General features: G+C 42.3%; 11 protein-coding genes. 4 read left to right on the forward strand and 7 right to left on the reverse strand.

Going from position 1 to position 13388, the window contains the following annotated elements; all coding sequences use genetic code 11:
• Positions 1-149 precede the first annotated feature (149 nt).
• From coaBC to slmA, 3 genes are all read left to right on the forward strand, one after another.
• Complete coding sequence (coaBC, locus tag LG003_RS05105; RefSeq protein WP_112877830.1) at positions 150-1367, forward strand: bifunctional phosphopantothenoylcysteine decarboxylase/phosphopantothenate--cysteine ligase CoaBC; 1218 nt, start codon at positions 150-152, stop codon at positions 1365-1367.
• Entirely contained in the window at positions 1345-1803 is a 459-nt protein-coding gene (gene dut, locus LG003_RS05110) for a dUTP diphosphatase (protein WP_112877831.1), read from the forward strand. Before coaBC ends, dut begins: the two co-directional genes overlap by 23 nt.
• 117 nt (positions 1804-1920) lie before the next feature.
• The gene (gene slmA / locus LG003_RS05115; protein ID WP_112877832.1) at positions 1921-2520 is read left to right on the forward strand and encodes a nucleoid occlusion factor SlmA; all 600 of its coding nucleotides are present in this window, start codon (positions 1921-1923) and stop codon (positions 2518-2520) included.
• Between the two features lie 59 nt (positions 2521-2579).
• Here the strand turns inward: slmA and pyrE are convergent, their stop codons facing one another.
• Both pyrE and rph read right to left on the reverse strand, forming a co-directional pair.
• Complete coding sequence (pyrE, locus tag LG003_RS05120) at positions 2580-3221, reverse strand: orotate phosphoribosyltransferase (RefSeq protein WP_112877833.1); 642 nt, start codon at positions 3219-3221, stop codon at positions 2580-2582.
• An 84-nt stretch (positions 3222-3305) separates the two neighbouring features.
• A complete protein-coding gene (rph, locus tag LG003_RS05125) occupies positions 3306-4019 on the reverse strand; it encodes a ribonuclease PH (protein ID WP_112877834.1) in 714 nt (237 codons plus the stop codon).
• 126 nt (positions 4020-4145) lie between these two features.
• Between rph and LG003_RS05130 the strand changes: the two genes are divergently transcribed.
• Positions 4146-5009: a YicC/YloC family endoribonuclease gene (locus tag LG003_RS05130; protein WP_112877835.1), complete on the forward strand. Its 864-nt coding sequence runs from the start codon at positions 4146-4148 to the stop codon at positions 5007-5009.
• A gap of 435 nt (positions 5010-5444) precedes the next feature.
• Here LG003_RS05130 and LG003_RS05135 read toward each other — a convergent pair whose 3' ends face one another.
• From LG003_RS05135 to LG003_RS05155, 5 genes are all read right to left on the reverse strand, one after another.
• Positions 5445-6185 (reverse strand): hypothetical protein, encoded by a 741-nt coding sequence (locus LG003_RS05135; protein ID WP_112877836.1) that lies wholly within the window; start codon positions 6183-6185, stop codon positions 5445-5447.
• A complete protein-coding gene (locus LG003_RS05140; RefSeq protein WP_112877837.1) occupies positions 6182-9163 on the reverse strand; it encodes an N-6 DNA methylase in 2982 nt (993 codons plus the stop codon). Before LG003_RS05140 ends, LG003_RS05135 begins: the two co-directional genes overlap by 4 nt.
• A 465-nt stretch (positions 9164-9628) precedes the next feature.
• Positions 9629-10741, reverse strand: a complete 1113-nt coding sequence (gene fic, locus LG003_RS05145; RefSeq protein ID WP_112877838.1) for a protein adenylyltransferase Fic — start codon at positions 10739-10741, stop codon at positions 9629-9631.
• A gap of 210 nt (positions 10742-10951) precedes the next feature.
• Entirely contained in the window at positions 10952-12169 is a 1218-nt protein-coding gene (locus LG003_RS05150) for an MFS transporter (protein WP_262980316.1), read from the reverse strand.
• A gap of 47 nt (positions 12170-12216) precedes the next feature.
• Positions 12217-13137 (reverse strand): carbohydrate kinase family protein, encoded by a 921-nt coding sequence (locus LG003_RS05155; protein WP_262980317.1) that lies wholly within the window; start codon positions 13135-13137, stop codon positions 12217-12219.
• Between the last annotated feature and the right edge of the window lie 251 nt (positions 13138-13388).

Here is a 13388-nt window from a genome sequence, read left to right on the forward strand (position 1 = left end):
GCCTTAAACATCAGGGCGAATATCATATTCAGGAGCTGCGTAGCCGCTCGCAAATTTATCCTTTTTTACAATCAAAGTTCAGACTCTGCTCAACTCTGTAATCTCTTGTGATAAAATCTTGACCCTTGCAACTTAATATTCGGACAATCATGATGGCAGGACTTTCCGGCAAACAGATTGTGCTCGGTATCAGCGGAGGAATAGCCGCTTACAAAACGCCCGAGCTAGTACGCCGCCTGCGTGATCGCGGCGCTCAAGTACGTGTAGTGATGACACCAGCAGCAGAAGCGTTTATTACACCAATGACGTTGCAGGCGGTTTCTGGTTATCCCGTTTCCGATGACTTGTTAGATCCGGCAGCAGAAGCTGCTATGGGGCATATTGAACTTGGTAAATGGGCTGATCTGATTATTCTCGCCCCTGCTACCGCTGATTTACTGGCGCGCCTGGTAGTCGGTATGGCAAATGATCTCGTAACAACGGTCTGTTTGGCCTCCCCAGCCCCAATTGCCGCCGTACCCGCAATGAATCAACAAATGTTTCTAGCTCAGGTAACACAACATAATCTCAAGCGCCTTGAAGAACGGGGCGTTCTCCTGTGGGGACCGGATAACGGCAGCCAAGCTTGTGGTGACGTTGGTCCCGGCAGGATGCTAAATCCTACGGAGATTGTCGAACTCGCTGAACAACATTTTCAAGCAAGCCAAGATTTAGCTCACCTAAAACTTGCTATTACCGCCGGACCAACCCGTGAAGCGCTGGATCCCGTCCGCTTTATCAGTAATCACAGCTCCGGCAAAATGGGGTTTGCTATCGCCCAAGCTGCGGCAACACGTGGTGCAGAAGTCACCCTGATCACTGGCCCCGTTAATTTACCGACACCCCCGGGAGTCAAACGAATCGACGTCACCAGCGCTCTGGAAATGAACGAACAAGTACAGGCAATAGCGGGTTCACAGAATATCTTCATTGGTTGTGCTGCGGTTGCAGACTATCGCGCTAAACAGATTGCCTCAGAAAAAATTAAAAAACAGGGTGATGAGATCACTTTTACCCTGATCAAAAACCCGGATATTGTTGCCAATGTAGCAGCAATACAAGAAAACCGCCCTTTTGTGGTTGGATTTGCGGCTGAAACCCAGAATGTGGAAGAATACGCACGAAAAAAACTGAACCAAAAACATTTGGATCTGATTTGTGCAAATGATGTATCCCTAACTGGCCACGGCTTTAACAGTGATACTAATGCATTACATTTATTCTGGCATGAGGGAGAAATCCGCTTACCTCATAGTAATAAGTTATTACTTAGCCACCATTTATTAGACGAGATAGTCAGACGCTATGATGAAAAAAATCGACGTTAAAATTCTTGACCCACGTATCGGGAAGGAATTTCCTTTGCCAACTTACGCCACGCCAGGCTCCGCAGGTTTAGATTTACGCGCTTGCCTTGACAACGCGATAGAACTAGCTCCAGGCCAAACAGAACTGCTTCCAACCGGGCTTGCTATTCATATTGGTGATGAACAACTGGCAGCCGTTATTCTGCCCCGTTCAGGCCTTGGACATAAACATGGTGTCGTTCTGGGTAATCTGGTGGGTTTGATCGATTCTGATTACCAAGGTCAGCTAATGGTTTCCGTCTGGAATCGTGGTGATAAAGCTTTCACTATCCAACCAGGCGAACGTATCGCTCAGATGGTTTTTGTACCCGTCGTTCAGGCTCAATTTAATCTGGTAGAAGATTTTGAAGCCAGCGAAAGAGGCGGCGGTGGTTTTGGTCATTCCGGTCGCCAATAAATCTCTGTAAAACCTAATACCATTTAACCCATTATCATATTCTTTGCTCAAAATGCCATTGAGCAAAGAATTACTGATTTATTTGTTTTGCTGTTCTTAACAAAGGTCTTGTCTGACATGGCAGAAAACGAAAATACAAAGAAAAGAAACAGACGCGAGGAGATCTTGCAGGCGCTGGCGCATATGTTGCAATCCAGTGATGGTAGCCATCGCATCACTACTGCTAAACTGGCCGCCAACGTAGGCGTTTCCGAAGCTGCCCTATACCGGCATTTTCCTAGTAAAACCCGGATGTTTGACAGCCTGATAGAGTTCATTGAAGATTCATTAATTTCACGGATTAACCTGATTCTGCAAGATGAAAAAGATACCATAACTCGTATTCGCCTGATATTGATCCTGATTTTGGGTTTTTCAGAAAAAAACCCAGGTCTGACCCGCATCATGACAGGTCATGCCCTGATGTTTGAACAAAACCGGCTGCAAGGGCGCATAAATCAATTATTTGAACGAATTGAAGTACAGATCCGTCAAGTTTTAAAAGAGAAAAAATTACGTGATGGACAAGGTTTCAGTTATGATGAGTCGTTATTAGCTTCTCAGTTACTCGCATTTTGTGAAGGGATGCTTTCACGTTTTGTACGCTCTGAGTTCCACTATCGTCCAACCCAGGAATTTGAAGCACGCTGGCCATTATTACTGGCTCAGCTACAATAAGTTATTCTACTACTCACCCCGCCCGTTATTGGGCGAGGGCTTTTTTTGAAGCTTATCTATCAGATACCGTACTGCACACGATAGGCTTTTACTGCATCCAGATGAGCTTTCATCTCTGGCTGACCACTCAAATAATTAATCAAATCATTCAAGGTAATAATAGAAGACACTTTGCAACCATAATCCCTTTCAACTTCCTGAATTGCCGAGATTTCACCGTTCCCACGTTCCTGACGATCAAGACAAATCATCACTCCGGCAAGCGTCGCACTATGTTGCTTGATAATCTCCATCGATTCACGGATAGCTGTACCTGCGGTAATAACATCATCAACCAGAACAACATTGCCTTTAAGTGGGCTACCAACCAAAGTACCGCCTTCGCCATGATCTTTAGCTTCCTTACGGTTAAAACAATATGGCATATCAATATTATGATGATCTGCCAGTGCCACCGCCGTTGTCGTTGCAATTGGAATACCCTTGTAAGCAGGTCCGAATAACAAATCGCACTGAATACCGCTATCCAACAATGCTGCTGCATAAAAACGCCCGATTAACGCCAAATCACGCCCAGTATTAAACAGCCCGGCATTAAAAAAATACGGGCTTTTACGTCCTGATTTCAGGGTAAATTCCCCAAATTTCAGTACCTGTTTTTTTAGCGCAAGCTCGATAAATTCGCGCTGATAGGCTTTCATTGGTGTCTCTCCTCTTTTTGAGTCATAGTTATCGCCATACAACAGGCATAAAAAAGGCGACTATCACGTCGCCTTATCAATTTATTATTTTAATGCATTTCTCTGCGCGTCAAAAATATCCTCTAATCCTCCCTTGGCAAGGGCCAATAAGGATAACAACTCATCATGACTAAATGGTTCGCCTTCCGCAGTGCCTTGCACTTCAATCATCCGGCCATCTTCCATCATCACGACGTTCATATCAGTTTCAGCGGCGGAATCTTCCACATATTCCAGATCACAACGACCTTCACCATCCACAATGCCAACAGAGACCGCGGCAACCATTGATTTCAGAGGACTCTCTTTCAGCTTGCCTGCTTCAACCATTTTATTCAACGCATCAGCTAGCGCGACACAAGCACCAGTAATAGAAGCTGTACGGGTACCGCCATCAGCCTGAATAACATCACAATCCAGTGTAATGGTGTATTCACCCAGTTTTTTCAGATCAACAGCGGCGCGTAGCGAACGGGCAATTAAACGCTGGATTTCCATCGTACGGCCGCCCTGTTTGCCTTTAGCTGCTTCACGGGCATTTCGGGTATGAGTAGAACGCGGTAACATGCCATATTCAGCCGTCACCCAGCCCTGCCCCTGACCTTTCAAGAAACGAGGAACTCCTTCTTCAACGGAGGCATTACATAACACTTTAGTATCCCCAAACTCTACTAGAACCGAACCTTCCGCGTGCTTAGTATAATGACGGGTTATAGTGATAGGACGCACTTGTTCTGCCGCTCTTCCTGTTGGGCGCATAGTGTTATCTCCGTTGTTAAATCATTATTGGGGGCGCATTATACGGCCTAACAGGGCTAATTCCTATCCTGCATCTACAACGAGCGTTATAATCTCTTAATCTTTTGTTTAAATTGGGAACGAATCATGATCCGTAGTATGACTGCTTTTGCACGGCGAGATATCAAAAGTGAATGGGGAAATGCGGCTTGGGAACTGCGCTCCGTTAATCAGCGTTATTTAGAAACTTATATCCGCCTACCAGAACAATTCAGAAGCTTGGAACCGGTGATCCGTGAACGAATTCGTTCCCGTCTGACTCGCGGAAAAGTTGAGTGTAACTTACGTTTTGAACTGGACTCACGCTCTCAAGGCGAACTTATCCTGAATGAAACCTTAGCAAAACAGCTAGTCAATGCGGCGAACTGGGTCAAACAACAGAGCAACGAAGGTGAAATCGATCCTGTTGATATTCTGCGTTGGCCTGGCGTTATGGCAGCAGAAGAGCAAGACTTAGATGCTATCAGCACTCAATTGTTGCAAGAACTGGATACAGCACTGGATGCCTTTATTCAAAGCCGTGAAGCCGAAGGCAATGCACTCAAAATTATGATTGAACAACGTTTGGACGTGGTGACCGAAGAAGTCAGTAAAGTTCGCCAACAAATGCCTGAAATCATGCAATGGCAGCGGGAACGCCTGCAAACCAAATTAGAAGAAGCACAAGTACAGCTCGAAAATAACCGTCTTGAGCAAGAGTTAGTTTTACTGGCCCAACGTCTTGATGTGGCAGAAGAGTTGGATCGCCTCGATGCCCACGTCAAAGAAACCCGTAATATTCTAAAGAAAAAAGAAGCGGTCGGCCGCCGCCTGGATTTTATGATGCAGGAATTCAACCGCGAATCTAATACACTTGCCTCCAAATCTATCAACACCGATATCACTAACTCCGCCATTGAATTGAAGGTGCTAATCGAGCAGATGAGGGAGCAGATTCAGAATATTGAGTGATATTTCAGACGATCTTACATTGTCTCACCATTAGTAGAACCCTCTCAAACAGCCCGTAAAATCGGGCTGTTCTTTTATCATAATGTCTCATCACGTATCACTAAAGCGCATGTTTTCTAACATAGGAACATGTCTACCCTGATGGGCGTGTAGTTCAAGCAAAACCATATCCAATACTTTAACGAGGTATGGCTATCTTCTCATGCAGCACGATACTTTGAGCAACGAGCTCAACAAGCATTGCAGTTTGTAAAAACACTTCTTCTACCAACTCCGTAATAATAAAAATTGCAGTGACTCCTAAAAAGTAATCACTGCAATTTTTACATATTAACCGACGAGTTAATACTGGAATAATATAAAGGACTCTTTAACGAAACTATGGATAAATAACCGCAATAATGGCTTGAATGCTTTTTAAATTCAGCAAAATACTTATGGCATTTTTGGTACGATTAAGTCCCACATATGCCAAATACTGATTTCACCGGGATCACCGCCATTTAAATATTTCCATTGCCGTTTATGTGTGCTCACAGCTGTTATTGGCGTAAATATATTAGACGTCTTTAAATACTTTCCATTAGACTCATTACTTTGAAGTTCTTTTTCTTTAGCTAATTGTGTTTCAAGTGATGATATTTCGCGAAACTTCGGCTTTTGGTAAGCCAACATAATTCCGGCCTGCATAGTCCATCCGTAGTCACCACCAACAAAACGCGACATCCCCTCAGTTGTATACAGATACATTGGTTTTGCCATACATACAACCTTACTCTCGATATAAATTCCAACGAGCCTACGGGTTATCGAAAGAGGATTATTGGAAAGACGTATAATGAGATCTGGCTGCTTATTAAGAAGCTTTCCATTGTAATTAGGAACATTTTCTCCCCGACAAACGGTTTCGAAAGTATCACCAGAGAAACCAGGAACTATCGGTATTTCCATTTCTAACATCTGCAATAGCAGATTACAAATGGCATCAGTATAAACATCCTCTTCAGGAGCTCCCGGACTTATACTGACAAGATGCTTTGCAGGGTTTGCATTAATTTCCGCCCAAACATACTTTATAGCTTGTGCAACTACACGAATAATATTCGGTGGGACTTGCACGGGAAAACCATTTTGTGTAGTCACGTATGGTAAAGGATTTCCGACGAGCCCTGTCATTTGTATCCCCTATTCAACACTGGATGACCACGTTTAATCAAATCAAGAGCTAATGTTCTTGCTGATGTACTTGACCAATATCGCCGTTGATTGAGAATTCCTAAATATAACGAGTCTTTAAACGGAATTTCAACTAATGAAGCATCCAAGAAATCTCCCATTCCTATTGTAGTCATTAGGTGTTCAGAACTTGGGATTTCACTCTTTTCTTGTTCGCCAAGTCGTATAAAAACCCATGGAGAAAAAACACCAACGTCCAATATTTCAATACATAATGGTGTATCGCTCATATCAAATGGCAGCAGTGTCGTTTGTAAAATCTGCTTGAATCGCTCAATAATCTTTTTATCCACAGCTTTTACGGCATTAGTGCGAATAGCTTTATATGGCAGGCCTAAAGAAAGCCTATCGTTAATAAGGTTAACATCTCCAACTCTTAGGTGATATAGTTTTCGAATAAAAGTTTCTACTAAATTCTCAACATCATCACTGCTTGTAAGGAACGCTTCCTTAATTAAAACTAATTGATTTTTAAGTTCTTCACTCAATTCATTCAACGGGCAAAATGGAAACATTTCTGCCTCAACCTTCTGTAGAGTGCTTCTCTCACAACCCATTTTACTACTCGTCATTAATGTGAAATACAAAAACAATCGACTATTAAACAAAGTAGATAAATATACTGCTAGTAATTCTGGCTCAGGTGATTTCTTACAACTATATCCGATATAAGAACGATTATAAGCTACATTTTGAAATGTAAGGATTGCCATTGGGCAATTATCTTTAGAACTAGGCGACTCTCTCAATAATACTAAAGGAGCATCATAGTTTTCTTGCTCGCGCAATCTATGAACACGTTGAAATTGAAAATCTGAAAAAGTATCAACTGGGGCGATATACCAATTGGCATCCTGCGGCTTCGGCATATTTTTCATACCATAAAGAAAAGCAGAATCAACTCCGGGGACGTCAACTTGTTTGGTTTGATAACCATGAGTAGCAGGTATATTTAGATCTTTTAGATAATCTGCAATACTTTTTGGATATAGATTTTCAATTCGTTCTATTAACTCAATATCTAAAGCATTTCCCTTAGCCAAGGTCTTAAATAAATGACTAGTCTTCTCAATCATCGCCACATCTGATGTCCATGCATCTTTGCTGTCAACACGAATACGGCCAACTCGATTCAGTGCAGGATCTTCAACAGGTGTGACAGCATGAAATTGGCTCCCTTTATGTGCGCGTTTATTACGAGCAACCAGCAAACAGAAATGTGCCGACATATTCGGCCATACAAAAGTATTACGCAGTTCCATTCCATTCAGGATATAGTTCACTTCTATCCCTTGAAAAAGGCTAACACGAGCCGCATGACCAATTGAAGAAATTTTCGTAAGGAGACGGCCATGAAGTGCGAATGCAAGAATTCCATTAGGTTTTGCTAACCGAGTAGATGCCCAAACAAATGGAAGATCAGGTACACCATCAGGGTTGGGCACCGCTTCCAGTCCACGTTCAGTCATATGCGTAGCAACTATCGAATTAAGAACATCACGACGTATTGAATTTTTAGTTGCAGTCCAAGGTGGATTTCCTATAACTAAATCAAATTTTCCCTCATAAGATTCAAGTGATTCTGGTGAAAGGCTACCAAGATTTAATTCAGGATGATATTTGTCCCATTTTTCGGCGGCTATAAGAACCGCATCCTGTAAAGGAGTAAAAACTAAATCTTTTAATTTTTCGGCTTCAGGATCAAGTTCTAATGCAGTTAAATATATCGCTAATGCTGTTAGTTGTCTTGCAGCAGGGTTAATATCAAAACCAACTAATTGATTATTGAGAATATTGCGAATAACACGCGTATTAGGTTGTACCCCCGTAGCTTGCCAATTCTCCTTAACTAAGCGTCTAAACGCTGATAAAAGGAAAACTCCCCCCCCGGAAGCTGGATCAAGAACGCGCGACTTATACGCATCAGTTCCAAGCGACTTAAAAGCATGATTTATTAAGTTTTCAGCAATGTAGTGTGGTGTATAATAGACACTATCTCTCTTTGCGGCACGTTTATCGAAACGGTGAGAAAATACCTCATATACTTGACTTAATAACCCCACGGGCAAATAAGAAAAATGTAAGTCCCCCCAAGAAAACTGAGTTTGATAAACTCCCTTACCAAGTGGCCGATCCCCATGCATAATGGCGGTCAGATCATTAAGAACCGCAGTACGAGAGTCTAAACACTGGAAATACTCGATAGAGCCTTTATCTGGGAGTTCTAAAAGATCACCATTGAAAGTTTTGTCTAACCAACGACAAGCCGCAAATGCAGATTTTGCTGTACTGAAACAGTCCTGAATCTTATCTACATCTGGTAATGGACTAACTTCAGGAATAATTCCTCGATCCCCTAGGAACCGCATAAATAGCGCCCGACCAACAAGAGCCAAAACCTCGCTTGGGTCTATGCCTTTGGCGTGAACAAGATGGTCTGTAACTGAGTTGAGCAATTCGAGCATGAGTTCATGTGCGCCGAAGTTAACTCCACTTTTAGAGTTAACTAGAACATCACCTGTCATCAATCGAGCAAGGATACCAGGTTCTAGCTGGTTAACCTCAAATAACGGCGGCTGATCATTGCGTATGTTAGACAAAGCATAGACTTGAACAATACCGGGTCTAACAACAGCTGCATAAGGAGCGTCAGCCCGAAGGCCCAGAAAACGTATAGAATCTTGCAATTCTCTTTCAGACACGCTGCTCGTCTTTTGATCATCAATGATATAAATGAATGGCTGCTCATCGTGCAAAACGACTGCGTTAGGCACAAATTTATGTTGCTCACCAGCGCGCACTAAGCCAATAAAATCCAAATGCTCTGGAGATAATAAAGTTGGTCTAAGCTCTAATACCTTATCCTCAGGTACACTCAAGGCAGCAGCAACATTTATTGCAGTGATTGATGCTCCCATAAATGTCTGACGCTCCGATTCAAATTTAACCTTGACAATGTATAGCTTTATCCTAAACCATTGGATTCTAGAACGACAGGTTTATTTAGTGAAAATCACGCTTAGGGTCAAAAGAACGCTACAGGGTCTCTCTTAAGCTCGTGAATGTAAACACTTAGAAAAGGCTCTACCTTACTTTGCCGTGTACTTATACGCGTACATAACAGAATACAAAAAACAATAAAATCAATATATACCCTATGGATTTCAAGATGCATCGCGACGGCAAGGGAGTGAATCCCCGGGAGCATAGCTAACGATGTGACCGGGGTGAGCGCATGCAGCCAACTAAAGAGGCAACTTGAAAGATAACGGGTATATAAACATCATATTCAACATTCAGATTCATCAGGCGATCTCTGATCGTCTCACCCAGATAAAGCCATTGTAAATAATGGCTTCAGACCGCTGACAAACCCTCCTCTATCAGCCACTTACATAATGCGTAAAACCATTGTTGTCTTGTGTCATCAAACGTATCAACTTTGGATGGATAAATAATTTCTCTTTACCAACAACTTTCTCTTGTAATACCCCAATGTCGACCAACTGTTTTAAATAGACCGAAGCAGTTTGACGTTTCGCAATATCACACTCAACCAAATTACTAATACGGCAGTAAGGTTGTTCAAATATCACCTGTACCAGCTCATGACTGTAAATTTTAGGCAGACTTTGCTTTATATACTCACTGGTATGTTCAATTAGTTCTCTTACCGCTACAATTTTATCCGTAGTCCATTTAGCCGTTTGCTCTACTGCGGTTAACATATAGATAATCCACTCTTCCCATTTGCCAACAGCGGTAACTTGGGAAAGTAGCCGATAATAATCACTCTTATGTTGTACAATGTAGCGACTTAAATAAAGAATTGGCAATGTCAAAAGCTGCTGTTCAATAAGATAAAGAATATTAATGATACGGCCGGTACGTCCATTGCCATCAGTAAATGGATGAATAGCCTCAAACTGGTAGTGAGCAATAGCCATCTTGATTAATGGGTCGATTCCATCTTCTGCATGAAGAAATTGCTCCCAATTGCTGAGTAAATCACGTATCTGAGATTCTCCTTCTGGCGGCGTATAAATAATCTCACCCGTTGCCTGATTACTCAGCGTTGTACCAGAAACTTTGCGAATATTCATATCAACAGCTTTTAGTCGACTACAAACTTCAATAACTGTATTCGTGCATAGTGGCCGCCGAGTTAATTGTATGAACCCTTCATAAAGTGCAGTACGGTAGCGTAGTGCTTCTTTCGTTGCAGGATCAGCCAGACTGTCTTCTTGTGCATATTGGAACAGTTTGTCTGAAGTAGTCACAATATTTTCGATTTCTGAGCTGTCTTTTGCTTCCAGCAGTGGCAACAAGTTAATGAGTAAGCCCTGATTAGGCAACAATTCACCAGCTTGCTTAAGCTCTGCCAGTGCAGCTCTGGCAGGTATACAGGCTTTTAATACTGCAATGGACTCCATCACCTTTATGGTTGGTGGCAATAAGGGAATAGCATTAAAAGGCGCATCGGGCTGCCATGTCATGTTTATATTTCCTATTTTTTTCGACACGTTGCGAGTATATGTTGACGACATCGACACGTAAAGGATTCATGTTGATAAAATCGAAAAATTTCGACATGTAAAGGCTTCATGTCGATAGAATCGACATACGGAAATCATAGCGAATAACACAGCATGAATGGAGCAACCAGTCTACAAGAACGAGTCGAACGACTGGTTGCTTAAGCCTGATTAAACTACGCTGCTACTTTCTCGGCTGCCTTCTCCGTTAAACATAAAAAACAGCGCACCCGTCAGTAATATCAATCCACCAGATATCATTAAAAGAGATTGAATACTAATATAGTCAGCAATTGGGCCAAACAGCACCATACCTAATGGCAGAGAGCAAGACAAAGCGATCTGAACTAAACTAAATACCCTGCCCATCATCTCAGGTTCGACTCTTTCCTGAAAAACCGCTGTTATCGGTGCGTTAAAACAAGGTGTTACCACACCTAAAAAGACATTCAGTACTAAATAAAGTGGGAACCAATAGGCATTACCAAGAGCGATCATAAATATGCCAAAAAACGCGCAAGCTATCGCCGTTATACGCATTTTATTTTTATATTCACTCCAGAAAGAAATCAGTAATCCACCTAAAACCGCGCCAGCACTAAATGTCATTTCATTAATGGCTAAACGCCACGGCTCTTCCCCAAATGTCCTATTAACTAATAAAGGTGTCAAAAATGCAGCCGGACTAATCAAAAAGCAGACACAAATCAAAAAAATCAAAAGATTTCTGATTAATTTATTCTCTTGCAGATAACGGAAACCCGCTAAGATTGCCTGAAATTTATTATCCGGTATGGAATCAGAAGCAATTTTAGGAATAGGAATAAACGCAACAATGCTGATGCCGATAATAGCAGTCGTTACGTCTACTAAAAAAATATTTTCCATTGAAGTTTGAGAATATAAAAAGCCACTGATAGCAGGAGATGCCAACATCATCAGTGAAGTCAAAGAAGTATGAATACCATTGACCCGCAGCAATTTCTCTTTCGGCACAAGTTGCGGAATAATAGCATTAACAGCCGGCATCTGGATGCCCGTCCCGAACGAGCGGACAATCAGTGCGACAAATAACAACTCAATGCTCTTAAATCCGAACATAAAAGAGATTGCCAAACCAAGCGTTACTAATGCAATTAACGCATCAGAGGCAATACTGAGCAGCTTACGGCTATAAGTATCCGCCCAAACACCGGCAAATAAAGAGATCAACACCTGAGGAAGAAATGCACAGAGTACCGAAATAGCCAGCATTTCTCCCGATGAAGTACTCAGGGTGATATACCAAACGATAGAGAACTGGACAATGGAAGAACCTAGCAAAGAAATTGTTTGAGCTGATAAAAATAAAGCCGTTTTGCGTTTCCAACCTGGAAGTAATGCACTCATTTTAACTACGCCCCTTAAAACCTAAGAGGCGCAGAGTCTGAAAATAATTATTCAAACACAAACTCCTCTAGTTCTTTTATTGTTGGTGCACCAGCAGCACCAGAACGGTTGACGACAATAGCAGCAACACGATTGCCAAGTTCAACAGCATCTCTCAGCGACATTCCCTGAGATAATCCCGCAAGCATACCACTACTATGGGCATCACCAGCGCCAATGGTATCTACCACTTTCACTTTATAAGCAGCAACATATTCTGGGTCACTATCAGGCAGACATATCCATGTGCCCTGCGAACCTAACCGGCAGATAATAGTGATTTTTCTTTCGCTGGAATAACGGCTAACTTGGGCGACAGGATCACCTTCTCCGCACAATATAGCAACTTCATCACGATTAAGTGTCAGAATGGTCCGGTCAGCAGGTAATGCATTAAGAAAAGCGGAATCTATTTCTGGTAAACGTGGGCCAAAATCCAGTAATAACGTTTGCCCGGATGGTGACGCCAGTAACCAATTACACAAAATCGCCGTCGATTTACTCGCCATAACATAACCACTAGAGTAGATATATCCCCTTTCCGGCAAAACAATAGAAGAGAGCATTGCCGTACTCCAGTCCACTTCACAACCACTCACGGAGACAAAACTTCTTTCACCGTCCGGTTCAACCATTGCCAAACACCAACCATTATCAAGAGATGAATGGGTCAATGTGACCTCAAGCCCAAGGTCTTGCATCTCTTTGGTGATCTGCTCCCCCCAGCATCCGTTACCAACCGGTATACCATTAATCACAGGGATTTGTAGGCGAACCAAAGCCCGAGCAACATTAAAACCAGAACCACCAATCTGCCGATCAATTTCTTTAGCTTCCTGATCTGCTCCACTACGGGGAAGCCTCGGTAAACTAAGAATAATATCTCCCGCCGCCGCACCAATTACAGTAATCGGTAGTAAACCCGCCATCAGGCTCTCCTCTTACCGGCCTAAATATCAGCCATAGTCATATCAAAATTGGAAAAGAAACAGATAAATCGCTTAGGAATGAAAACTTGCAGCAATGATTGCCGAATTTACATATATAAGAAACACTTATACTTTAACATTAATCGGGTTCAATAAAAGTTAACCTGTATCAATTATGTGATACCAACGTGATTGATCTCCAATTTATCGGTCATAGAGCAATAACAATCCCTGTGTGAAATAGTGACACA

It is taken from the genome of Photorhabdus kleinii, from assembly GCF_025384885.1.
GTDB lineage: Bacteria > Pseudomonadota > Gammaproteobacteria > Enterobacterales > Enterobacteriaceae > Photorhabdus > Photorhabdus kayaii.

What these genes read in the sequence shown, in the direction of transcription:
- coaBC (WP_112877830.1), top strand. Translation starts at nt 150, where the DNA reads ATGATGGCAGGACTTTCCGGCAAACAGATTGTGCTCGGTATCAGCGGA.
- dut (WP_112877831.1), top strand. Translation starts at nt 1,345, where the DNA reads ATGATGAAAAAAATCGACGTTAAAATTCTTGACCCACGTATCGGGAAG.
- slmA (WP_112877832.1), top strand. Translation starts at nt 1,921, where the DNA reads ATGGCAGAAAACGAAAATACAAAGAAAAGAAACAGACGCGAGGAGATC.
- pyrE (WP_112877833.1), bottom strand. Translation starts at nt 3,221, where the DNA reads ATGAAAGCCTATCAGCGCGAATTTATCGAGCTTGCGCTAAAAAAACAG.
- rph (WP_112877834.1), bottom strand. Translation starts at nt 4,019, where the DNA reads ATGCGCCCAACAGGAAGAGCGGCAGAACAAGTGCGTCCTATCACTATA.
- LG003_RS05130 (WP_112877835.1), top strand. Translation starts at nt 4,146, where the DNA reads ATGATCCGTAGTATGACTGCTTTTGCACGGCGAGATATCAAAAGTGAA.
- LG003_RS05135 (WP_112877836.1), bottom strand. Translation starts at nt 6,185, where the DNA reads ATGACAGGGCTCGTCGGAAATCCTTTACCATACGTGACTACACAAAAT.
- LG003_RS05140 (WP_112877837.1), bottom strand. Translation starts at nt 9,163, where the DNA reads ATGGGAGCATCAATCACTGCAATAAATGTTGCTGCTGCCTTGAGTGTA.
- fic (WP_112877838.1), bottom strand. Translation starts at nt 10,741, where the DNA reads ATGACATGGCAGCCCGATGCGCCTTTTAATGCTATTCCCTTATTGCCA.
- LG003_RS05150 (WP_262980316.1), bottom strand. Translation starts at nt 12,169, where the DNA reads ATGAGTGCATTACTTCCAGGTTGGAAACGCAAAACGGCTTTATTTTTA.
- LG003_RS05155 (WP_262980317.1), bottom strand. Translation starts at nt 13,137, where the DNA reads ATGGCGGGTTTACTACCGATTACTGTAATTGGTGCGGCGGCGGGAGAT.